At 37.8% G+C, this 22,279-nt stretch carries 19 protein-coding genes; 10 read left to right on the plus strand and 9 right to left on the minus strand.

Annotated elements, in window-relative coordinates:
- Positions 1–2: 2 nt before the first annotated feature.
- From E0H82_RS01545 to galE, 10 genes are all read left to right on the plus strand, one after another.
- Positions 3–1,118: a glycosyltransferase gene (locus tag E0H82_RS01545; RefSeq protein ID WP_171458240.1), complete on the plus strand. Its 1,116-nt coding sequence runs from the start codon at positions 3–5 to the stop codon at positions 1,116–1,118.
- Positions 1,105–2,211, plus strand: coding sequence for an EpsG family protein (locus tag E0H82_RS01550; RefSeq protein ID WP_131262681.1), 1,107 nt, complete (start codon positions 1,105–1,107; stop codon positions 2,209–2,211). Before E0H82_RS01545 ends, E0H82_RS01550 begins: the two co-directional genes overlap by 14 nt.
- A complete protein-coding gene (locus tag E0H82_RS01555; RefSeq protein WP_131262682.1) occupies positions 2,201–3,076 on the plus strand; it encodes a glycosyltransferase family 2 protein in 876 nt (291 codons plus the stop codon). Before E0H82_RS01550 ends, E0H82_RS01555 begins: the two co-directional genes overlap by 11 nt.
- Positions 3,077–3,712: 636 nt before the next feature.
- Complete coding sequence (locus E0H82_RS01560) at positions 3,713–4,846, plus strand: glycosyltransferase family 4 protein (RefSeq protein WP_131262683.1); 1,134 nt, start codon at positions 3,713–3,715, stop codon at positions 4,844–4,846.
- A 3-nt stretch (positions 4,847–4,849) separates the two neighbouring features.
- Complete coding sequence (locus tag E0H82_RS01565; RefSeq protein WP_131262684.1) at positions 4,850–5,464, plus strand: sugar transferase; 615 nt, start codon at positions 4,850–4,852, stop codon at positions 5,462–5,464.
- Complete coding sequence (locus tag E0H82_RS01570) at positions 5,454–6,494, plus strand: GNAT family N-acetyltransferase (RefSeq protein WP_131262685.1); 1,041 nt, start codon at positions 5,454–5,456, stop codon at positions 6,492–6,494. Before E0H82_RS01565 ends, E0H82_RS01570 begins: the two co-directional genes overlap by 11 nt.
- Positions 6,495–6,498: 4 nt before the next feature.
- Positions 6,499–7,101 carry a GNAT family N-acetyltransferase gene (locus tag E0H82_RS01575; RefSeq protein WP_131262686.1) on the plus strand — a complete coding sequence of 201 codons (603 nt, stop codon included), beginning with the start codon at positions 6,499–6,501 and terminating at the stop codon, positions 7,099–7,101.
- Positions 7,102–7,112: 11 nt separating this feature from the next.
- Positions 7,113–8,297, plus strand: coding sequence for a DegT/DnrJ/EryC1/StrS family aminotransferase (locus E0H82_RS01580; RefSeq protein ID WP_131262687.1), 1,185 nt, complete (start codon positions 7,113–7,115; stop codon positions 8,295–8,297).
- 1,640 nt (positions 8,298–9,937) lie between these two features.
- Positions 9,938–11,812 (plus strand): polysaccharide biosynthesis protein, encoded by a 1,875-nt coding sequence (locus tag E0H82_RS01585; protein ID WP_131262688.1) that lies wholly within the window; start codon positions 9,938–9,940, stop codon positions 11,810–11,812.
- 96 nt (positions 11,813–11,908) lie between these two features.
- Positions 11,909–12,928, plus strand: a complete 1,020-nt coding sequence (gene galE, locus E0H82_RS01590) for a UDP-glucose 4-epimerase GalE (RefSeq protein WP_131262689.1) — start codon at positions 11,909–11,911, stop codon at positions 12,926–12,928.
- Between the two features lie 7 nt (positions 12,929–12,935).
- Here the strand turns inward: galE and E0H82_RS01595 are convergent, their stop codons facing one another.
- The 9 genes from E0H82_RS01595 to ribBA are packed head-to-tail and all read right to left on the minus strand — an operon-like array spanning position 12,936 to position 22,178.
- Positions 12,936–13,970 (minus strand): acyltransferase family protein, encoded by a 1,035-nt coding sequence (locus E0H82_RS01595; protein ID WP_131262690.1) that lies wholly within the window; start codon positions 13,968–13,970, stop codon positions 12,936–12,938.
- 56 nt (positions 13,971–14,026) lie between these two features.
- Positions 14,027–15,397, minus strand: a complete 1,371-nt coding sequence (locus tag E0H82_RS01600) for a phosphomannomutase CpsG (RefSeq protein WP_131262691.1) — start codon at positions 15,395–15,397, stop codon at positions 14,027–14,029.
- A 53-nt stretch (positions 15,398–15,450) separates the two neighbouring features.
- Entirely contained in the window at positions 15,451–17,289 is a 1,839-nt protein-coding gene (gene glmS, locus E0H82_RS01605; protein WP_131262692.1) for a glutamine--fructose-6-phosphate transaminase (isomerizing), read from the minus strand.
- A 12-nt stretch (positions 17,290–17,301) separates the two neighbouring features.
- Positions 17,302–18,666, minus strand: a complete 1,365-nt coding sequence (glmU, locus tag E0H82_RS01610) for a bifunctional UDP-N-acetylglucosamine diphosphorylase/glucosamine-1-phosphate N-acetyltransferase GlmU (protein ID WP_131262693.1) — start codon at positions 18,664–18,666, stop codon at positions 17,302–17,304.
- A 21-nt stretch (positions 18,667–18,687) separates the two neighbouring features.
- Positions 18,688–19,236: a phosphatidylglycerophosphatase A gene (locus tag E0H82_RS01615; protein WP_131262694.1), complete on the minus strand. Its 549-nt coding sequence runs from the start codon at positions 19,234–19,236 to the stop codon at positions 18,688–18,690.
- Complete coding sequence (gene thiL / locus E0H82_RS01620) at positions 19,187–20,104, minus strand: thiamine-phosphate kinase (protein ID WP_131262695.1); 918 nt, start codon at positions 20,102–20,104, stop codon at positions 19,187–19,189. The genes E0H82_RS01615 and thiL overlap by 50 nt, the downstream gene beginning before the upstream one ends.
- 17 nt (positions 20,105–20,121) lie before the next feature.
- On the minus strand, positions 20,122–20,571 hold the full coding sequence (gene nusB / locus E0H82_RS01625) for a transcription antitermination factor NusB (protein WP_116762674.1): 450 nt from the start codon (positions 20,569–20,571) through the stop codon (positions 20,122–20,124).
- Positions 20,572–20,574: 3 nt separating this feature from the next.
- Positions 20,575–21,045: a 6,7-dimethyl-8-ribityllumazine synthase gene (gene ribE, locus E0H82_RS01630; protein ID WP_016165653.1), complete on the minus strand. Its 471-nt coding sequence runs from the start codon at positions 21,043–21,045 to the stop codon at positions 20,575–20,577.
- 11 nt (positions 21,046–21,056) lie between these two features.
- Complete coding sequence (gene ribBA / locus E0H82_RS01635; protein ID WP_131262696.1) at positions 21,057–22,178, minus strand: bifunctional 3,4-dihydroxy-2-butanone-4-phosphate synthase/GTP cyclohydrolase II; 1,122 nt, start codon at positions 22,176–22,178, stop codon at positions 21,057–21,059.
- Positions 22,179–22,279 lie beyond the last annotated feature (101 nt).

Consider the following 22,279-nt stretch of genomic DNA (forward strand, 5'->3'; position numbering starts at 1 on the left):
TAGTGATTAGAGTTTTACATATAGTTGGTCAAATGGATCGTGCTGGTGCAGAAACTATGCTGATGAATCTATATCGTCATATTGATCGCACCCAAGTTCAATTTGACTTTATTAAATTTACGACTCAACAAGGTGATTATGATGATGAAATTAAAAAATTGGGTGGCAGAATTTTTCCAATTCTTGCCGAGAATCCAATTGAACGTATGTTTAAGCTAACAAGTTTTTTAAAGCAACATTCTGAATATCAAATTGTGCATGCACATATGTTGCTAAGTAATGCTTTTCATCTGTTAGCAGCAAAAAGGGCAGGGATTCAGCATCGAATTTCACATTCGCATAATACAAGTAATGGTAAATTTGGAGTTCTAGCTTTTTTATATGAAAAATTTGCAGTATATTTAAATAAAAGATTATCAACAAAAAAAATAGCGTGTGGTAAAGAAGCAGCGGAATATTTATTTGGGACAACAGAAAATGTTTGGTTATTAAATAATGCTATTGATTTAAAATTATATAGACAAATAGCAGAAAAAAATAAAAATTATTGGAAAAGCATTAAACATGATATTCAAGGGTTAAAAATTATTCAAGTTGGTCGGTTAAGTGAGGTAAAGAACCATAGATTTTCGTTAGAAATTGCTAGAAAATTAAAGGAGCAAGATATTTCTTTTACATTTTTGATTGTAGGTCAAGGTCCTTTAGAGAACTCTATCAGGCAAATGATACAAGATTACACTTTAGATAAAAATGTGTATTTATTAGGTATTAGAGATGATATACCAAACTTAATGGCTGGTGCTGATGTCATGTTAATGCCATCATTACATGAAGGATTTCCAGTAGTGTTGGTAGAAAGTCAAGCAATTGGTTTAAAGTCTATAATATCCTCTAAGATATCAAAAGAAGTTGATCTGGGTGTAAACTTAATTGATTTTAAAGACTTAAATAACATTGAAGGATGGATTAAAGCGTTTGAATATATAAATCCAGTAAGCAATCAGTTTGGTAGTGATGTCGAAGTGCTTGCTAAGAGGGGTTTTGATATAAAACAAAAATCCGTCGAACTTTTAGCTCTGTATAATAATATGGATAGTATTTCTAATGATATTAATTGATAATACTGCTTTTTTAAATTTATACAATTTAATTTATTTTTGTACAGCCTGCTTGGTCTTGGCTTCTGCTTTATCTTCTGAAATTAAGAAGGATGTTTTACTACAGAATAAATTAGGTCAATATTTAATTTTTTTACCTTTAATTTTTTTAATATTCCTTGTGGGTCTCAGGGAATATGATGTAGGAGCTGATACAGTTAGTTATTTTGATATACTTTGGAATGAAACATCTGAATTGAATTATAGTGATGGTATTTTATTCGGTTTTATTGCTTCGATTCTAAGATATTTCAATTTGGGTTATACTTATTTTCTTTTATTAATATCCTTCTTATTTTATATAATTACTTACAAATCATTAAAGAACTATACTGAAAAATTTGAATCAAATCTTCTTATTACCTTCTTTGCATGCATTTCATTTTTCTTTTATTTAAGTATGAGTATTAATGTGATCAGGCAAGGTGTATCTTTAGCTTTTTTGTTACTTGCTTATTCTTTATGGCTTGGTAAGAAAAATAATATTATAATTTTATTGTGTATGTTTTTGTCATTAGCTTTTCATTTGACTTCAATTATACCAATTTTAATATTTATTTCTTCTGTTATCATAAGTAAAATTAGAACTTTTAATTTACTAATTCTTATCTATTTATTTTCTATAATTTTATCTTACTTTAATTATGGTTTTTTAAACTTTTCATCAGTGTTTTTAGATTTTTTAGGTGACGATAGACACGCAAACTATTTTTCGGATGAAGTTTCTGATTACAGCATAGGTTTTAGGCCCCAGTTTGTAATATTTAATACTTTTTTTCTGCTTGTATCTCTGTATGTTAAAAATAAGTTAACTGATATTGATTTGTCTTATCAATATAATATTCTTGTTTCTTATTATATTATTGCAAGTGTTATATTTTTTATGGCATTTCAACTGCCATTTTCAGATCGTTGGGGATTGTTTTCATGGTGTGTTATTCCATTACTAATTTCACCGTTATTTTACTCTCCCTTTGTTAAGGAAAAAATAAAAATTCATTATGTTTTAATCTTGATTCTAATTTACATTGGTTTTTATTTCTATGATAAATGAATCTGAAAATACACCTGCTATTAGTGTAGGTATTCCATTTTATAATGCTGAAAAGTTCTTGGCTTTTGCCATTCAGTCTGTACTTTATCAATCATATACAAATTGGGAGTTAATTCTTGTGGATGATGGATCCACAGATAATTCCCTGAAGATTGCTAAAGAGTTTGCAGGTAATGATCGACGGATTAAAGTGCTCTGTGATGGTGAAAATAAAAAATTACCCAATCGTCTAAATCAATTAATAAAAGAATCTAAAGGTAAATTTATAGCAAGGATGGATGCAGATGATATTATGCATCCTAACCGTTTGGAAATACAATTAAAATATCTTTTAGAAAATGATCAAGTTGATCTTGTTTCTACGGGTTTGGTCTCTATAGATGATCAGAATAGAGTCTGTGGATTCAGAAGTGTTAATTCACTCATTACTGAAATATCTAAACCTTTTAAGTTTCATATAGCTCATCCAACTGTGATGGCTAGAAAAGAATGGTATCTACGAAATTTATATAGTTTAGACTATCCTCGTGCTGAAGATTTTGAGCTGTGGTGTCGTGCATATGGTAAAAATGATTTAAAAATAGCAATTTTTCCTGATTTACTTCTTTTTTATCGTGAATTTGGAAATATCTCTATCGATAATCTTTTGAAAACATGTTCAGATGAACATAAAATAAGAAATTATTATCAAATGAATAATAAAATTTATAATTTTATCTATTTTAATTTTAAATATTTTTTTATTTATACAATTGGTTTTTTGGGCTTGGGGCAGAATCTTTCGAGGAGAAGAAATCGGGATTTATCTGATGATGATGCCAAGGAAATGCAAGAATTATTAAATTTGATTGTGAATAGAAAGTAGGAGCTTATAAAAGTTAATTTTGTAGGTAAGCTACTTCAATAACAACAATCAAATGTAAATTAATAAAAGTAGTTTGATTGTAGCAAGACATTATTGAAGAGCTATTCATCAATATATTTTTTGATGGATTACCTGAGTCTAAAAATTATTGCACTCGTAATTGATGAGTTTACAATCAGCCCCAAATCAGTCACTAGAATTTTATGTGCTTTGACTTACAAAGCTTGCAGTACGTCGAACCTAACGCTAGGTAAGGGGTAAATCGGTTTAGTCTGGTATCGAAATTCAATGCTTTTTAATACATATATTAGAAATTTTAATTTTTACAAAGAGTTGCTAACTTTGCTCAAAGTTGTATGAGATGTATGCTCATTTGCCATTCTGAATAAATTTTCAAAATTTAGATAGACTTTATAACTAAGTTAGATCTTGGATTTTGTGACTTGGGTGAATTTTAATTTTTAAAACTTTTTGCAACAAAATAGATAATTATTTAAAAGACACAGATCAAAAAAAGTATTTTAATTAGAGATGTAAAAGAGATAATTAGAACACATTATTAGAAAAATGTTCTATGTTTGTCACTTAAATACGGAAAGAATAATTTTTAAAAAAAACTAAAAAAGCTGAAAAATTATGAGTACGATAGTGTTTATTGGCACGATAGCATCTAGCATTTATGATTTTCGTGCAGATTTAATCCGTAGCCTCTTAAAGCAGGGGCATCAAATCTATGCTTTTACATCTCAATACAATGCAGAAGATATAAATAAAATAGAACAACTAGGCGCCATTCCAGTTACATATACTTTAAACCGTGGTGGATTAAATCCACTGGCAGATATTGTCGCAACTTATCACCTTTTAAAAAAAATAAAGCATATAAATCCTGATGTGGTCTTTTCATATTTTGCTAAGCCAGTCATTTTTGGAACTTTAGCTGCGAAGCTAGCAAAAGTTCCTCGTGTAATCGGTATGCTTGAGGGTCTAGGTTACACTTTTACAGAGCAGCCAGAGGGTCTAAGTTATAAAACTAAATTTATCCGATACATTCAGGTTTTTCTCTACAAAATGGCATTGCCAATGCTGGATCAACTTATTTTCTTAAATCCAGATGATCCTAAAGATTTATTGGAAACATATTCTATAAAAGTAAAAAAAGTAGAGGTCTTAGGTGGAATAGGTTTAAATTTACAAGAATATCCATATCAACCCGTTGATGATATTTCACTTCCGATCAGATTTTTATTTATTGGACGGTTACTTAAAGAAAAAGGGATTCATGAGTTCGTTCAAGCCGCTAAATTAGTGAAAAAACAATACCCTAAAACACAGTTTACGATTCTTGGACAAATAGATACTTTTAATATTGGAGCACTGCAACAATCAGAATTAGATGATTTGATTGCTTCCAAAGTTGTGCATTATTTAGGCTGGGTGAATAATGTAAAAGACTGGATCACGAATAGTCATGTATTTGTATTGCCCTCTTATCGTGAGGGCGTACCTCGTAGCACACAAGAAGCAATGGCAATAGGTCGTGCAATTATTACTACAGATGTCCCAGGTTGCCGAGAAACTGTAATTCAAAATCGAAATGGCTTCATTATTCCAAAGTGGGATTCCAAAGTTTTAGCTGAAAATATGATTTATTTCATTGAGAATCCTAAACAAATTAGATTCATGGGAGATGAAAGTCACAAAATTGCAATCGATAAATTTGATGTTGAAAAAGTAAATCAACGATTACAAAATATTTTAGGAGTCTGAAAAATGATAAAACGCTTCCTAGATATTGTGATTGCTTCTTTTGCGCTCACTTTACTATCGCCATTATATTTATATGTTGCATATAAGGTGAAAAAGAATTTAGGCACTCCTATCTTGTTCCGCCAAGTACGACCGGGGCTCAATGGAAAACCATTTGAGATGATTAAGTTCCGCACTATGAAAGATGTTTTGGATGCGAAGGGTAATCCATTACCTGAAATTGAACGTTTAACTCCTTTCGGTAAAAAATTGCGATCTACAAGTTTGGATGAAATGCCAGAATTATGGAATGTGATTAAAGGGAATATGAGTATTGTAGGTCCACGTCCTTTACTGATGGAATATTTGCCACTTTATAGTAAAGAACAAGCCAAACGTCATCATGTGCGCCCCGGCATGACAGGTCATGCACAAGTGAATGGGCGTAATGCCATTAGTTGGGATGAAAAATTGAAGCTTGATATTTGGTATGTTGAAAATCAATCCGTTTGGATAGATTTTAAAATTATGCTGAAAACGATCAAAGTTGTTTTAATTAAAGAAAATGTAAATGATGAATCAGGTCACTCTATGCCTAAATTTACAGGGGATAAACAGGGTGATAAAAATGGATTCTAGTGTGAAATGCTCTTTAGTCGATGTTGATGATGAATGGGACACTGCAGTAAAGAGATTTAATTTTGATATCTATCATTTAAGTGGCTGGCTTAAATCTTCAGCAGTAATAGATGATGGTCAGGCTAAAGGCTTAATGATTAAGTCTGGTAATAATGAGTTACTTTTTCCTTTAATTATTAGGAGAATAGATAGTATATTTTGGGATGCAACCTCGCCATATGGTTATGGTGGTCCATTAGGAGATAGTGTATTAACAAATCAAGAGATTGATCAGTTATTACAAAATGCAATTAATTTTTTAAAAGAGCAGAATTGTGTTTCTTGGTTTATTCGATTACATCCAATTTTAAATATTGGATGGAATAGTAAATCTGGCACTATCGTTGAGCATGGGCCAACATTATCTTCAGATTTGAGTAAAACAGAAGAAGAACACTGGTCTGAAACTCAACTTAGACATCAACGAGGCATTAAAAAGGCATTAAAAAAATCTATATATACAAAGATTGAAGAACTCAATGAAAATAATGCTTTAATCTTTTCTAAAATTTACATTGAAACTATGAAGCATGTAAATGCATCAGACTTTTATTTATTTGATGATTTATATTTTATAGAGTTAGCAAAAAATCTAAAAGGCAGAATTTTATTAATTACTGCTTATGATAATGAAACACCGATTGCTGCTTCAATCTTTACCTATTGCCAAGAAAGTAAAATTATCCAATATCATTTAGGCGGTACTCTTGATGCTTATCGAAATTTACAACCTGCTAAGCTGATTACACACATCGCAAGAGCCTGGGGGCGTGAAAAGAGATACAGTATTTTGCATTTTGGCGGAGGTTTTGGGGCAAGTTTGGATTCATTATATGAGTATAAAAAAGGATTCAGTTCGAATGAACATGTATTTAAAACGCATCGTATTGTCGTGAACTCTGATATTTATCTCAAATTGTTAAATAAAAATGGCAGGGTTGGACAGTTAACTGAATATTTTCCGCTTTATCGGAAACCAAATGGGAAATAATGTCATGATTAAATCTAAAAATGTGTCTCTTAGACCAATTGAGTTACACGATGATATTTTATTGCAAAAATTGATGAATGATCCTTTTGTGGCTGGAAATGTAACTGGATGGTCTTTTCCTGTATCTGTTTTTTCCCAAAATAATTGGATTCAGTCAAATACAAATAGTTCAAATTATCGCTTAATTATTGTAGATAATGAAACGAATGAAGCAATTGGTATCACGGGGTTGTGGGACATTGATTGGCATAATCAGTCAGCGAATATGCCAATAAAAATCTTACCCGAAAAAAATAAAAAAGGCTTTGGTACAGAAGTCATTATGTTAACCATGGCGTGGGCATTTTACAATGTCGGACTCAGACGTTTATATGGTCCAGTTTTAGACTTCAATGGGCCAAGTATGGGTGCTTATGTTAAAAAATGTGGTTGGAAGATTGAAGGTCGACAACGTGAAGCGATTTTTCGTAAGGGAGAATGGCATGATGTATACGATATAGCAATTCTTAAGCATGAATTTGATGCTCTACCTAATATAGCTGAGTTTATTCATGCAGTATGTCCTGTAGATACCACACCTAACATCAATTCCCAAGATTATATTTAGGGAAAAAAATGATGCTAAATACTACATTTGAACCATGGCCAAGCTTCACAGTAGAAGAGGCAGATGCTGTTAAAGATCTGCTTCTTTCAAATAAAGTGAACTATTGGACTGGAAAAGAATGTCGAGAGTTTGAGAAAGAATTTGCACAATTTTCTCAAACTAAATATGCCGTAGCACTAGCGAATGGTACGGTAGCACTTGACGTTGTTTTAAAAGCTTTAAATATTGGTGCTGGTGATGATGTAATTGTTACATCCAGAACCTTTCTTGCATCTGCCAGCTGTATTGTTACAGCAGGTGCTAATCCTATTTTTGCAGATGTTGAGCTGGATTCTCAAAATATTTCTCGAAAGACCATTGAAGCGGTATTAACTCCGAATACCAAAGCCATTATTTGTGTACATTTAGCGGGCTGGATGTGTGATATGGATCCAATCATGCAGTTGGCGGAAGAAAAAGGGTTATTTGTCATTGAAGACTGTGCTCAAGCACATGGTGCACAATATAAAGGAAAATCAGCGGGTTCGATTGGTCATATTGGGGCATGGTCTTTCTGTCAGGACAAAATTATGAGCACTGGTGGTGAAGGCGGGATGGTTACCACCAATGATGAGAACTTATGGGAAAAAATGTGGTCTTATAAAGACCATGGTAAAAATTATGACAGCATTTACCATAAACAACACCCACCTGGTTTCCATTGGGTACATGACTCTTTTGGAACCAATTGGCGCATGATGGAAATGCAGGCCGTGCTCGGGCGCATGCAACTGAAAAAAATGCCAATATGGACAAAAAAACGTACACAGAATGCACAGCGTATATTGGCTGTATTTCAAAATAGTCCTTATTTTAGCGTACATTATCCAAATCAAGATTATGTACATGCCAACTATAAGTGCTATGTACAGGTCAATATTGATCAATTACCTGCAGGTTGGTCCCGTGACCATATTTTGAATGAAATAAATGCACAAGGTGTGCCCTGTTTTATTGGCTCTTGTTCAGAGGTTTATTTAGAAAAAGCATTTGAAGGTACTCCTTGGAGACCAAAAACACGCTTAGTGAACGCACAACAATTAGGTGAAACCAGTTTAATGTTTTTGGTACATCCGACCTTAACAGAAGATAGTCTGACCAAAACTGTGAATGCTATTCAGCAGGTTTTACAGATGATGAATGCAATAAAAAATTAAACCAATTAAGGTGATCCTCGACAAAATATCGGATAAATAGCCCTTTAAAAATAATGGAATCTTAACTTTAGCAATATTAGATGGCTATCTTGGGCAGTATTATTGTTCCAGTCATGCAAATCGATTCAAATCATCGTTTGCTTATAACGCAAATGCCTATTTCCAGTTATTTAGTCACTATTATTTGGACAATAAATATTGCCTCTATTTGAATGAAAGAAGGTGAGTTGTACTCATGGGTAATATTGAACTAATTTAATCATCGTATTCGTGGTTGGAAAACTAGCTCACATATAAACTATCGCTTGGTATGCGATGCATTTGATTATGCAATAGTTCGCTAGGAAACTCTATCAGGTGTAATGCTTATGAGTTTATGAGTTTATGAGTTTATGAGTTTATGAGTTTATGAGTTTATGAGTTTGTGAGTTTATGAGTTTATGAGTTTATGAGTTTATGAGTTTATGAGCTTGTGAAGCTGTGCTTCTCAGGCTTACGAGACTGTATTGTGATTTTAGAGTGCTATTACACAAGTAGCTGAATTAAAATAATATTTGTGCTTAGAGGCTGTTGGGATGACAGTAACTAAAAGTTCCATTCATACATCAAAAGTTCATGTGGTACACGGCAGAGTATTGTCTACTTGCAAACGAACCAATGATATCTAATTTGTATATATTGAGATTTACTACAATCGAATCAGACAACACTATTGAAAATAGTGAGTTAAGTCTGACCGCATTTCAATAAGAATATTTTAAGAATTTAGAGAGATTATCTGTTGAGAATACTCTCCAGGGTCAATGTTATTTTTACTGGGATTACCCATACATACGAACAATATGCTATCGAAATATTCCGATGGTTTGTCGGGTATAAATAGGGAGCTAACTTTACTGCCGATTTCTTCAAATAATTTAATTTCTCTTAACGAGTTGCGGCTGAAAATTGCTCGTCCGTCCGCGTAGGACTTCCAGTTTAAATGAACCAGAATCTTTTGGTCTTGTGAGAGTAACTCTTTCTACAATTGATTTTTTAGGATTTACGTCTAGATATTTTTTAATTTCTGCATTTAAGACCGTTTCAGTCCGCTCTTTAATCTGCGACTTCAGAGTAAAAGTTTAACCAGTGAGTAGTTGTCCAGATTGTAATTGTTTAAATTTGTTTAGAACTCAAAGTTGTAATTTGTCATGCTTTTTTATTAAGTGCTGATTAATTTAATAAAATAATTATATTTTTTGATAAATATCTCAATTTAATTAAAAACTAATAATAATTTATCAATTTTACCAATTTTTGGGGATTTATTTGCATTTGTGGTGATTCTATAGTTGTGCTATGTCATTCGTTTGCTTGATCCTGAAGGTTTGCTTAGAGACTTAAAGTACATCTAGTGAATGCTCAATATCTAAGTGAAGCAAATTTAATGTTCTTGGTACCTCTATGTTAAGAGAAAAGAGTTTTTAAAAAACCGTGAATGTAATTAAGAAGATTGTGTAGGCGATTGATGTAATAAAAAGTTAAACCAAATAAGGACAATAGGATGTCCTCATAAGGCTATCCCATTTCAACATGCATTTTTATTGATATAAAAATGGGCACAAAGATAAAGATGCAATCCTGTAAAGAGGATCATCATTGTGAAAAATATAATCCATCAATTTGCTGCACAACCAAGAATATATAAGCAAATTTTTTTAAGTTTTTTGGACTTATTGGCTTTCCCTGTAATTTTATGGCTGTGCTATGTGATTCGTTTATTTGATCCTGAAACTCCAATTATTTCAGATGCGACATATGGCATTCTCTTGATCAGTTTTATTGCCGTCTTAAGTTTGATGATCACAGGAGTTTATCGTTTTATTGTCCATACTTTTGAAGAAATCCTGATATGGAAGTTAGCACTTGCTGTCGCGATGACGATGATCGCCTTATATGTACTGCGTTCAAGTACAGCAACATTTGTACCGATGTCTGTCCCATTTATATTCGGATTTATGATGTTTACATGGGTTTGGTTGAGTCGGGTATATATTCGTTTTTTAGTTAGAGCCTCATATTGTGCTGAAATAGGCAGTAAAAGAGTTGCAATTTATGGTGCAGGTGCAGCCGGTCAGCAAATTGAGGCGGCACTTAAATGTTCAGGTCAGTATCTACCTGTATTCTTTATTGATGATGATCCATCCTTACAAGGAAGAATTATTGGCAGCATACCTGTTTATCCAGTTACTCAAGCATTACAACGGTTGAAGAAAGATAGAATCGACGAAATTTTATTGGCACTTCCTTCAGTGGAGCGTGTAAGAAAAGCAGAGATTATTCATGAGCTTGAGCCTTGTAATTTAAAAATTACGGCACTACCTGGTTTGACCCAGTTGGTTCATGGTGAAATTACAGTTTCTGATATTCAGGAAGTGGATATTATTGATTTGTTAGGGCGTGATCCTATTCCCCCGATTTCGCATTTATTGACCAAGAATATTGAAAATAAAGTTGTGATGGTGACAGGTGCAGGTGGGTCTATTGGATCTGAATTATGTCGTCAAATTGTTAAGAATAAGCCGAAAGCGCTAGTTATTTATGAATTGAACGAATTCGCACTGTATAACATTGATCAAGAATTACACTCGAGCTGCGATGTGACAATCATTCCTGTTTTGGGTTCTGTGCGGAATCAAGCCAAATTAGAGTATGAGATTGAACAGTATGGTGTTCAAACGGTTTACCATGCAGCAGCATACAAGCATGTGCCTCTAGTTGAATGTAATCCGCTTGCTGGATTGAAAAATAATGCGATTGGTACGGCATGTAGTCTCAATGCAGCAGTAAAAAAAGGGGTAGAAACATTTGTATTAATTTCGACAGATAAAGCGGTTCGACCTACCAATGTGATGGGAGCTTCGAAACGGCTGGCAGAGTTATATTGTCAATCTGTCGCTGCAATACAGCAAAATACACATATCAGTATTGTTCGATTTGGTAATGTTTTAGGGTCTTCAGGTTCAGTAGTCCCTTTATTTAAACAGCAAATTGCCAAAGGGGGCCCCATTACTGTGACTCATCCAGAAGTTACTCGTTACTTTATGACAATTCCTGAAGCCTCGCAATTGGTGATTCAGGCGGGTGCACTGGGGCAAGGTGGAGATGTTTTCTTATTGGATATGGGGGAACCTGTATGCATTCAGAATTTGGCACGACAAATGATTAAACTAAGTGGTTTCACTGTGCGAGAAACTGGGTCGTTGAGTGGTGATATTGAAATCATCTATAGTGGCTTACGTCCAGGAGAGAAACTGTATGAGGAACTGTTGATTGACCAAGAGAATACAGAGTATACAGAGCATGCGCGGATTCGTCGTTCCTTTGAAAAAGATTATCCCTTACAAGAAATACAAATAGTCTTTGATAGAATAAATCAAATGGATGCAGCAAAACCAGATATAGATTGGTTGTTGACTCAACTTGAGCATTATGTCGATGGGTATAAACGGAGTAATCAAGTTATAATTAACTAAATTATAGAGATTTGCTTGATGAGTATAATTTCGATATTACAGGATTCATTTGATAGCTTAATTTAGGGCTTACTGAAAGTTTTGCAAGGAAAAAATATGGCTAAAATTTTAGTCACAGGTGGAGCTGGTTATATCGGCTCACATACCTGTGTTGAGTTATTAACCGCGGGTCATGACGTTGTAGTTTTAGATAATCTCTCAAATAGTTCGGTTGAATCCTTAACGCGGGTACAAGAATTGTCTGGAAAATCTCTCAATTTTATTGAGGGAGATATTCGAGATGGCGAAACACTCGATCAAGTCTTTGCACAGCATGCGATTGATGCGGTGATTCATTTCGCAGGCTTAAAAGCAGTAGGTGAAAGCCAGCAGATTCCTTTGACCTATTTTGATAATAATATTACGGGCAGTCTGAATTTGGTCAAAGCCATGGAACGTGCTGGCGTATTTAAGTTGGTGTTTAGTTCTTCTGCGACCGTTTATGATGAGGCAAATACTTCGCCGTTGAATGAAGAGATGCCGACGGGTATGCCATCTAACAATTATGGCTATACCAAACTGATTGTTGAACAAATGCTACAAAAGCTCAGTGTTGCAGATGAGCGTTGGTCAATTGCTTTGTTGCGTTACTTTAACCCTGTAGGCGCGCATAAAAGTGGTCGCATTGGTGAAGATCCACAAGGAATTCCGAATAATTTGATGCCTTATGTGACGCAGGTGGCCGTTGGGCGTCGTGAAAAATTATCTATTTTTGGACAGGATTACGATACCGTTGATGGTACAGGCGTTCGTGATTATATCCATGTGGTGGATTTAGCCAATGCACATTTATGTGCCTTAAATAATCGCTTATCCGCGACAGGCTGTCGTGCTTGGAATATTGGTACGGGGCAGGGAGCCTCTGTCTTACAGATTAAAAATACCTTTGAGCAAGTCAATGGTATTGCGATTGCGTTTGAATTTGCACCACGACGTGCAGGAGATGTTGCTACTTCATTCGCAGACAATACTCGTGCAGTGACAGAGTTGAACTGGCAACCGCAATATGGGCTTCAGGATATGCTCGCTGACAGTTGGAACTGGCAGAAGCAAAATCCGCAAGGCTATGATCAATAACTATAGTTCAAGTGATTGATCGTGTAGTAAGCCTTTTGCCAATTTTGATAAAAGGCTTCTCATAAAAATAATAAAGAAGATTTGAAATCAATAAGGTTAAAACAATGGTGAGCAAGATAGTTATATAAAAATTTAAGTTAAAAAAGCGAGTAATATAGAGAAAAACGACAGGATGTATTAAATATATGCCATAGGTTGCTTCCCCAATATTCGATAGAAGTTTTGAAAAACTTAAGGGGATTGTAATGACTTCTAGCTTATAAAAACCAAGTGTTAAGGTCACTGCTGCAATAGAGAAAATAATACGATTAAAATTGGTGACAATTTCAATCTGATCTCCGCTAACAGGATAAAACCAAAGAAGGCAGATTGATATGAAAATAAGCAGAGGTGCAATACGTTTCATTGTCAATTCTTTAAAATTGTAATATAACGCTAAGCCACTAAAATATAAAAATAAATTATTAAATGGATTAATGTAAATTTTCCACTGCTGTGCGAGTGTTAAATGATGATCAAGGGCGAAAAATGCGAAATATATTGCGATTATAACCGCCCCTAAGAGTGCTAAATTACCGAATAATTTTCGTTTATTGTAAAGTAGAATCAGTATAGGTGTGAAAGCATAGTAAACACATTCATTGCCTATGCTCCATGCACCCACATTAATATATTCACTGGGTGCTAAAAATCCATATAACAGTGTTATGTTTAATATGAATTTAGATAAATCAAAATAGTGCGTGAGATAAAATTGATCGATGCTAATAATGATAATCACAATCCAGAGGAGCGGGAGTAATCTAAATAAGCGGCGGATGAAAAATATAAAGGAAGATTTATAATTGTGGAAAAAATGATTATATACAATCCCCATACTTAGCCCAGAAAGTACAAAAAAGATCGAAACACCATAAATACCTAAATTACCTAAGAGGCTGCCTGCTTGAGGGTGCCACAATGTCCAACTGATAAGGTGATAAATCATGATGGCACAAGCGGTTATACCCCTTAACCAATCAAGGGTTTCATATCGTTTCATATGTATTTTCTAATCAAGCATGAACGAAGCCATGTGTTGACTCCGTTCAAAAGAAATTATGATTGAATTAACTGAGTTAACTCATGCACGTAAGTTTGCATCGGCTTCGGATTTTCATCCAAGCGGCTTTCAATATTCAGGCGTAACAGTGGCTCTGTATTGGATGCACGTACGTTAAAGCGCCAAGTGCCAAAATCTAAGCTCACCCCATCGGTGCGATCAATCTTAGGGTTTTGATGTGCAAAATGGTCAAACAGTTTTTGAATGGTGGCTTGGGTATCTGCAACTGTGAAGTTGATTTCGCCACTACATGGAAACTTGGTGATCATATCTTCAACGAGGCTAGATAAAGATTGTTGTGTTTCAGATAAAACGCTAATCGCCAGTAACCATGGAATCATGCCACTATCGCAATAAGCAAAATCACGGAAATAGTGATGGGCACTCATTTCCCCGCCATAGACTGCATTATGCTCACGCATCACATCTTTAATAAAGGCATGACCTGATTTAGACTGTACAGTAATACCTTGATATTGATTCACAATATCTAAGGTATTCCAGACCAAACGTGGGTCATGCACAATTTTTTCATTGGCTTGTTTTAACAGGAAGGCTTGTGCCAGTAAGCCGACAATGTAATAGCCTTCAATGAATTGCCCTTTTTCATCAAAGAGGAAACAGCGGTCAAAATCGCCATCCCAAGCAATGCCCATATCTGCCTGATGTTCTAGTACTGCATGACGGGTACTATCACGATTTTCAACTAGAATCGGATTTGGAATACCATTTGGGAATGTGCCATCGGCTTCATGATGAATTTTGATAAATTCTACAGGAACTTGCAGCTGATTGAATTTTTGTTCTAGTGCATCAATCACATGTCCTGCTGCACCATTGCCCGCATTGACCACCAGTTTGAGTGGACGAATTTTTTCAGGGCGAATGTAGGTGAGGAGGTGATCGATAAATTCAGGTAGAATATTATAACTTTGGATTGTACCTTTGTGCTCAACAGTTTTAAATGTGCCCAACTCAGCCAGTGCTTGAATGTCTTTTAAACCTGTGTCAGCACTGATTGGACGTGCATTTTCACGCACCAGTTTCATCCCGTTATAGTCCATCGGATTGTGACTGGCCGTGATTTCAATACCCCCTTGTACATCAAGATGGAAGGCACCGAAATAAACCTCTTCAGTTCCAGTCATACCCAAATCAAGAACATTGACGCCAGCATCGATGAGTCCTTGGATGGTGGCTTGTTTTAAGCCTTCGCTGCTCAGACGGATATCGCAACCAATCACCACTGTTTTAGGTTGATAGATTTGCCCATAGGCACGTCCAATTTTATAGGCAATCTCTTCATTCAATTCTGTGCCGAGTTTGCCTCGAATATCGTATGCTTTAAAACAGGTCAGGGTGGTCATTTTTTAACTCTTGATCATTGTATAAAAAAGGCCCGATATTCGAGCCTTTGGTTTTATTCTACAGTAACACTTTTGGCTAAGTTTCGAGGTTGGTCTACATCGGTACCACGCAATACTGCAACATGATAAGACAGTAGTTGCACCGGCACGCTATACACGATTGGTGCCAAGGTTGCACTGATACTCGGCACACTCACTACGTGTTGACGTTCTTTACTTTGAATGCCGCTGTGCTCATCCGCAAAGACAAACAGCTCACCTCCACGTGCTTGAACTTCTTCCATATTGGATTTGAGTTTATCCAACATGTCATCTTGTGGCGCAAGAATAACCACAGGCATGTCATTGTCAACCAAAGCCAACGGTCCATGCTTAAGTTCGCCGGCAGCATAACCTTCAGCATGGATATAAGAAATTTCTTTCAGTTTGAGCGCGCCTTCCAAGGCAATTGGGAAGTGAGTGCCACGACCAAGGAATAAGCAGTGTTGCTTTTCCACAAACAATTCTGAAAGTCGTAAAATAGCCACATTATTTTGCAGGGTATCCAGAACAACCTTAGGCAAGTGCCATAATTCTGCTGCGATGCTTTGAATTTGATGTTCTGAAATAGTTTGCTTGATTTGACCAATTTTTAAAATCAGTAACATCAATGCGGCCAATTGCGTGGTGAAGGCTTTGGTCGAAGCAACTCCAATTTCAGGGCCTGCCAAGGTCAATAAACTGTGGCTGGTCTCACGGATCATTGATGAAGTGGCCACATTACAAATGGCCATGGTGACAATATTGATGTTCTTTGTTGCGGCACGTTTTTGGGTATCGCGTAATGCAGCTAAAGTATCTGCGGTTTCACCCGATTGCGAAATACACAAGTAAAGTGTGTTATTCACAATCACAGGGGTGCGATAACGGAACTCACTGGCAATTTCAACCTGACAAGGCACATCAATCAGCTGTTCAAACCAGTATTTGGCAATCATGCCAGCATGGTAACTGGTCCCACAAGCCAGGATTTGCACTTGTTGGATGTTCGCAAAATCCGCTTCAGCATGTTGTAAGAAGTCTGCACGTAAGGCATTGCCATCTAAGGCTTGAGAAATGGTTTGTTGTAATGCTTCAGGCTGTTCGTAAATTTCTTTCAGCATGTAATGCTTGAATTCACCTTTCGAGGCATTGCTGACCGTTGCATCCAGTTCTTTGACAGGACGTTGTACCAATTGCCCATTCACAAATACTTCAATTTTGTCGCGTGTTAAGCGGGCAATATCACCTTCTTCAAGGTAAATAAAACGGTTGGTAATTGGCAATAAAGCCAATTGATCCGAGCTAATGAAGTTTTCACCAATACCCACACCAATCACAAGTGGTGAGCCTTCACGGACCGTAATCAGTTCATCTGGATAATCTGTGTGAATAATTCCCAGTGCATACGCACCTTTAAGCTGTGGCACTACACTTTGTACGGCTTCTAACAGGCTAGAGGTCGACTTCAAGGCATCATGTACCAGATGCGCGACAACCTCAGTGTCAGTTTGCGAAGTAAAGATATAACCCAAGGCTTCAAGATCATCTTTCAGTTCTTGATAGTTTTCGATAATACCATTGTGTACGACAGCGACCTGACCTGAGACATGTGGATGGGCATTATTTTCAGTCGGTTTCCCATGGGTTGCCCAACGGGTATGTGCAATTCCAAGTGAACCTGAGACCAGTGATTCATTTACAGCTTGTTCAAGGTTGGCAACTTTACCGACGCGACGTTCACGTAAAATCGCATCATGATTTACCAGCGCTAAGCCTGCCGAATCATAACCACGATATTCCAGTCGCTTTAAACCTTCAATTAAAATATTGGTAATACTACGTTCTGCAACGCCACCGACAATACCACACATAGGAATATCCTCTTATTTCTTCAATTTTTGTGGACGTTGATAGTTTTCTTTGACTATCTGCTTTGAACGTTCAAAGGCTAAGTTGTGATCTTCAACATCACGAGTAATTACCGAACCAGCGCCGACAGTAGCACCATGACCAATGCGTACAGGGGCAACCAGTGAGCTGTTCGAGCCAATAAAGGCAGCGTCACCAATAATGGTTTTGAATTTGTTGGCACCGTCATAGTTACAGGTAATGGTTCCTGCGCCAATATTTGAATTTTCACCAATTTCGGCATCGCCTAAATAAGTAAAATGATTGGCTTTAGAACCCAGACCGATGCTTGAGTTTTTCACTTCAACAAAATTACCAATATGGACTTCATTGGCGAGTTTCGCACCTGGACGTAAACGTGCAAAAGGTCCAATCTGGGTATCTTCACCAACAATGGCTTGATCGAAAATGCTATACGGTTGTACCTTGGTGCCTGCGGCAATTTTGGTGTTTTTAATTACGCAACCTGCGCCAATCTCAACAGAATCACCAAATTCGCATTCGCCTTCAATGATGACATTAATATCAATACGCACATCTTGACCAACTTTTAGCTTGCCGCGTAAATCAAAACGACTCGGGTCAATCAAATGCACGCCTTGCTGCATTAATTTTTTGGCTTGGAAGTTTTGAAATTGACGTTCTAATGCCGCAAGTTGCATGCGGTCATTCACGCCTTCCACTTCAAATGCCATTTCAGGCTCAACGGAAGCAACTTCAAGACCATCTGCCAATGCCATGGCCACAATATCAGTAAGGTAGTATTCGCCCTGTGCATTGTTATTGGTGAGCTGTGGTAGCCATTGATGCAACTTGGCATTACTCACGCAATAGATGCCTGTATTGATTTCACGAATCTGGTGTTGCTGTTCGTTGGCATCTTTGTGCTCAACAATCGCTTGAATTTGTCCATCTTTACGTACTATGCGTCCATAGCCTGTGGCATCGTCAAGGGTTAAGGTGACCAGACCAATTCCTGTTCCACGTGAAGCATCGAGCAGTTTTTGTAATGTTGCGGGGGTAATACACGGTACATCACCAGACAGAATCAGGGAAATACCGTCTTGTGGTAGCACTGGTAAAGTCATCTGAACGGCATGACCAGTCCCCAGTTGTTCTGCTTGTTCGACCCATTGTATATGTTCATGGTTAAAGTGTTGTTGTACTTGTTCACCCCCATGCCCATAGATGGTGATGATATGCTCGGCATTGAGTTGCTTTGCTGTTTCAATCACATGTCCAAGTAAGGGGCGTCCTGCTAAGGGTTGTAGCACTTTGGGGAGCTGGGAACGCATTCGGGTTCCTTTACCTGCAGCAAGAATAATCACAGAAGTTGTCATAACACACCTTACAAGCTGACTTTAAGCCAGAGAAATATTGAGGTATATAAAAATACAGAGCGCTGCCCAAAGCCCCGCAATAATGTCATCGAGCATAATGCCAAATCCGCCGTGGACTTGGCGGTCAATGACGCGAATCGGCCATGGCTTCCACACATCAAACAGGCGAAACAGCAAAAAACCGATCAATGCAGAGAAGATACTCATTTGTCCGAAATAAATCAGCGGCAATAAGGTAATGGATTGACCTGCAAACTCATCCCAGACAATGCGTCCATCATCATGTACACCCATCACTTTGGCGGTTTGACCGCAAATATAGATGCCAATCAGTGACATGAAGATGATGGCGTATATGGAGTTGAGCAAGCCTAAATTCAACCACAATGGGATAAAAAGTAATGCAAAGGCAGAACCAAAAGTACCTGGTGCTTTGGGTAATAAACCAGAGCCAAAACCGACACCGCAAAAGACAATACAGCGGTTCGACCAAGACATACGGTTAAACTGAATTGGAGGTTTATGCAAAGTGTTGATACCCTTGGAATTGAAGCAGATGATCTTTGCCATCTTTTTCAAATGTAAGTCCTGTTGACGTTGTAATGTTTCCAATCACCGTAATTTTTACATCTAATTGTTGTTGTAAAAGCTGTTGGTAATTTTGCGGACTTATTGTAAAGCATAACTCGTAGTCATCACCACCTGCGAGTGCGTATTGCCATTGTTGTACTTGTGTTAAATGTTGCAGACTGACATCGATAGGAAGCTGTTCCAATTGTAGTCGAGCACCGACCTGTGATGCTTTGAGAATATGTCCAAGATCTTGTGCCAATCCATCCGAGACATCAATCATGGCAGAGGCCACGCCTTTGAGCTGCTGCCCGAGCTGGCAGCGAGGGGTTGGGTAATCTAAACGTTGCTTTAAGGAATGACTTGGATGTTGAAGTCCATAGGCTGCATCACCGACCTGACCACTGACGCAAACGTAGTCACCCACTTGAGCACCTGAGCGTTTTACCGCTTGCCCTGAGTCGACCCAACCCAATGCGGTGATCGAAATGGTGAGATGCGGACTTTGGGTGGTATCACCACCAATTAAGCTCACCCCAAATTGATCGCAGCAATCATAGAGTCCCTGACTAAAGTCTTTTAGCCAGTCATGATCAATTTGGGGTAGGCTCAATGCCAATAAGATGCTGTGCGGTTTGGCACCCATTGCAGCGATATCGGAAAGATTCACGGCAACCGATTTCCAGCCAATCGCATGGGCGGGAGTATCTAGAGGGAAATGTCGTCCTGCAATCAAGGTATCTGTACAGATCACCAATTGTTGCTGCGGAGGAGGGGTAAGTAGGGCTGAGTCATCGCCGACGCCTAAATCAACCGAATAGTTATGCGCTCGATTAAAATAGGTCTCAATAATTGAAAACTCAGCCATACTACTTACTACACGTCTTATTGTGCTTGTTGCTTTTCTGCTGCACGAAGGCTGTTGGCTAAACGGTCTAATACACCATTGATGTATTTATGACTGTCTGCGCCACCAAAGTGTTTCGCAAGCTCAATCGCTTCATCTAAAACCACGCGATACGGGATTTCAAGATGTTCTTTCAATTCGTAAGCACCTAAACGAAGTGTCGCAAGTTCGACACCGTCTAGTGCTTCGATTTGGCGATCTAGCACAGGAATAAGAAGCGCATCCAAAGCGTCATGATTGGCAACCACTTGAGTCAGCAATTCATGATAATAGCTTAGGTCCACTTTATGCATAGCATTTTCAACACGCGTACGTGCTTCAATTTCATGCACAGGATTGCGGCTCATTTGCCATTCATAAATGCCTTGTACAGCAAAACGACGTGCTTTACGTTTTGCAGCATAAGCGGCTTGAAGTGTTTGCGACATGCTTTAAATAGCCTTTAACAAGTTAACCATTTCAATTGCAGTAAGGGCAGCTTCACTACCTTTATTACCTGCTTTTGTTCCAGAGCGTTCAATCGCTTGTTCAATGCTGTCCGTAGTCAATACACCATTAATCACTGGTAAGCCAGTGTCTAAGCCTACAACGCCTAAGCCTTTGGCACATTCACCTGCGACAAAGTCAAAGTGTGGCGTGCTGCCACGAATGACTGCACCTAGTGCGATGATGGCATCAAAGCGATCAGAAGCTGCCAGTTTTTTTGCAACTACTGGCAGTTCCCATGCACCTGGTGCATGAACAACAGTGATATTATCCTCTGATACACCATGACGTTTCAATGTATCAATTGCACCTTCTAGCAGGTGTTCAACCACAAAGCTATTGAAACGACCCACTAAAATCGCGTAACGGCCTTCGCTCGCGAGATGTAATAAACCTTCAATTCGGCGAATCGCCATAGCAACCTCGATTATTTCGTTAATGTTTGTTGAGCAGTGACATATTCTACCACTTCAAGATTAAAACCTGATAATGCATTGAAACGTAGCGGCGAACTGAGCAGCTTCATTTTTTCAACGCCTAAATCACGTAAAATTTGTGCACCCACCCCAATGGTTTGGTATTGCTGAGACAATGCGGCACTGGATTTGGTTTTCTTCGGTGCCGTTAAACTGTCTAATGCAGGACCTAGGTCTTGTAGGTGACGTTGACCAATCCACACCAATACACCGCGATCACTGTGTGCAATTTCTTTTAGCGCACGGTCTAGGTTCCAAGCAGGTTCGCCATCTTGCTTATTCAATTTAAGCAAGTCACGGGTCGGATTAAAACCATGAACGCGAACAGTGGTTACGCCGCCTTTGGGTTCACCTTTGACCAAGGCCAAATGGATATCTGGATTCCCAATTTCACGATAACGGAACAGTTCAAATGTCCCATATTCAGTGTCGATGGTTTCTTGACCTAAGCGCTCGACCGTTTGTTCATTGGTCATGCGGTAATGGATCAGGTCAGCAATGGTCCCCATTTTAAGACCATGCTTTTCAGCGAAAATTTCTAAATCTGGGCGACGAGCCATAGTGCCGTCTTCTTTAATGATTTCACAAATCACAGAAGCGGGTTCTAAGCCAGCAATCCGAGCAAGGTCACAGCCTGCTTCGGTATGTCCTGCGCGGTGCAGTACGCCACCAGGTTGTGCCATCAGCGGGAAGATATGTCCAGGTTGCACAATATCGCTAGGCTTGGCATGTGCAGCAACCGCTGTTTGAATGGTGTGTGCACGTTCAGCTGCGGAAATACCTGTGGTAATCCCTTCGGCTGCTTCAATCGACAGGGTGAAGTTGGTGGCATGTTGTGCACCATTGGCATCGACCATTAATGGTAAATTCAATTGCTGACAGCGCTCACGGCTTAAAGTTAAGCACACCAAACCACGCGCATGTGTAATCATGAAGTTGATGTCTTCTGGGCGGACGTGTGTTGCCGCAATAACTAAGTCACCTTCATTTTCACGGTCTTCATCATCCATCAGGATGACCATTTTCCCTGCACGGATATCTGCTACGAGCTCTTCAACGGTATTGAGCGGCATCAATCTTCACCTTTCTATTCGTCTGCAAATCACCAAGGGGTTTGCATTTTTGATTGTGGCATAGTCTAACGCTTTTTTAGACAGTTTGCCTATGCTTTTAC

It is taken from the genome of Acinetobacter sp. ANC 4910, from assembly GCF_004331035.1.
GTDB lineage: Bacteria > Pseudomonadota > Gammaproteobacteria > Pseudomonadales > Moraxellaceae > Acinetobacter.

Coding starts and splice junctions, on each gene's coding strand:
- E0H82_RS01560 (WP_131262683.1), top strand. CDS start 3,713: ATGAGTACGATAGTGTTTATTGGCACGATAGCATCTAGCATTTATGAT.
- galE (WP_131262689.1), top strand. CDS start 11,909: ATGGCTAAAATTTTAGTCACAGGTGGAGCTGGTTATATCGGCTCACAT.
- thiL (WP_131262695.1), bottom strand. CDS start 20,104: ATGGCTGAGTTTTCAATTATTGAGACCTATTTTAATCGAGCGCATAAC.
- E0H82_RS01600 (WP_131262691.1), bottom strand. CDS start 15,397: ATGACCACCCTGACCTGTTTTAAAGCATACGATATTCGAGGCAAACTC.
- E0H82_RS01615 (WP_131262694.1), bottom strand. CDS start 19,236: ATGGCAAAGATCATCTGCTTCAATTCCAAGGGTATCAACACTTTGCAT.
- E0H82_RS01580 (WP_131262687.1), top strand. CDS start 7,113: ATGCTAAATACTACATTTGAACCATGGCCAAGCTTCACAGTAGAAGAG.
- E0H82_RS01555 (WP_131262682.1), top strand. CDS start 2,201: ATGATAAATGAATCTGAAAATACACCTGCTATTAGTGTAGGTATTCCA.
- ribBA (WP_131262696.1), bottom strand. CDS start 22,178: ATGCCGCTCAATACCGTTGAAGAGCTCGTAGCAGATATCCGTGCAGGG.
- glmS (WP_131262692.1), bottom strand. CDS start 17,289: ATGTGTGGTATTGTCGGTGGCGTTGCAGAACGTAGTATTACCAATATT.
- E0H82_RS01565 (WP_131262684.1), top strand. CDS start 4,850: ATGATAAAACGCTTCCTAGATATTGTGATTGCTTCTTTTGCGCTCACT.
- E0H82_RS01550 (WP_131262681.1), top strand. CDS start 1,105: ATGATATTAATTGATAATACTGCTTTTTTAAATTTATACAATTTAATT.
- ribE (WP_016165653.1), bottom strand. CDS start 21,045: ATGGCGATTCGCCGAATTGAAGGTTTATTACATCTCGCGAGCGAAGGC.
- E0H82_RS01575 (WP_131262686.1), top strand. CDS start 6,499: ATGATTAAATCTAAAAATGTGTCTCTTAGACCAATTGAGTTACACGAT.
- nusB (WP_116762674.1), bottom strand. CDS start 20,571: ATGTCGCAAACACTTCAAGCCGCTTATGCTGCAAAACGTAAAGCACGT.
- E0H82_RS01595 (WP_131262690.1), bottom strand. CDS start 13,970: ATGAAACGATATGAAACCCTTGATTGGTTAAGGGGTATAACCGCTTGT.
- E0H82_RS01570 (WP_131262685.1), top strand. CDS start 5,454: ATGGATTCTAGTGTGAAATGCTCTTTAGTCGATGTTGATGATGAATGG.
- glmU (WP_131262693.1), bottom strand. CDS start 18,666: ATGACAACTTCTGTGATTATTCTTGCTGCAGGTAAAGGAACCCGAATG.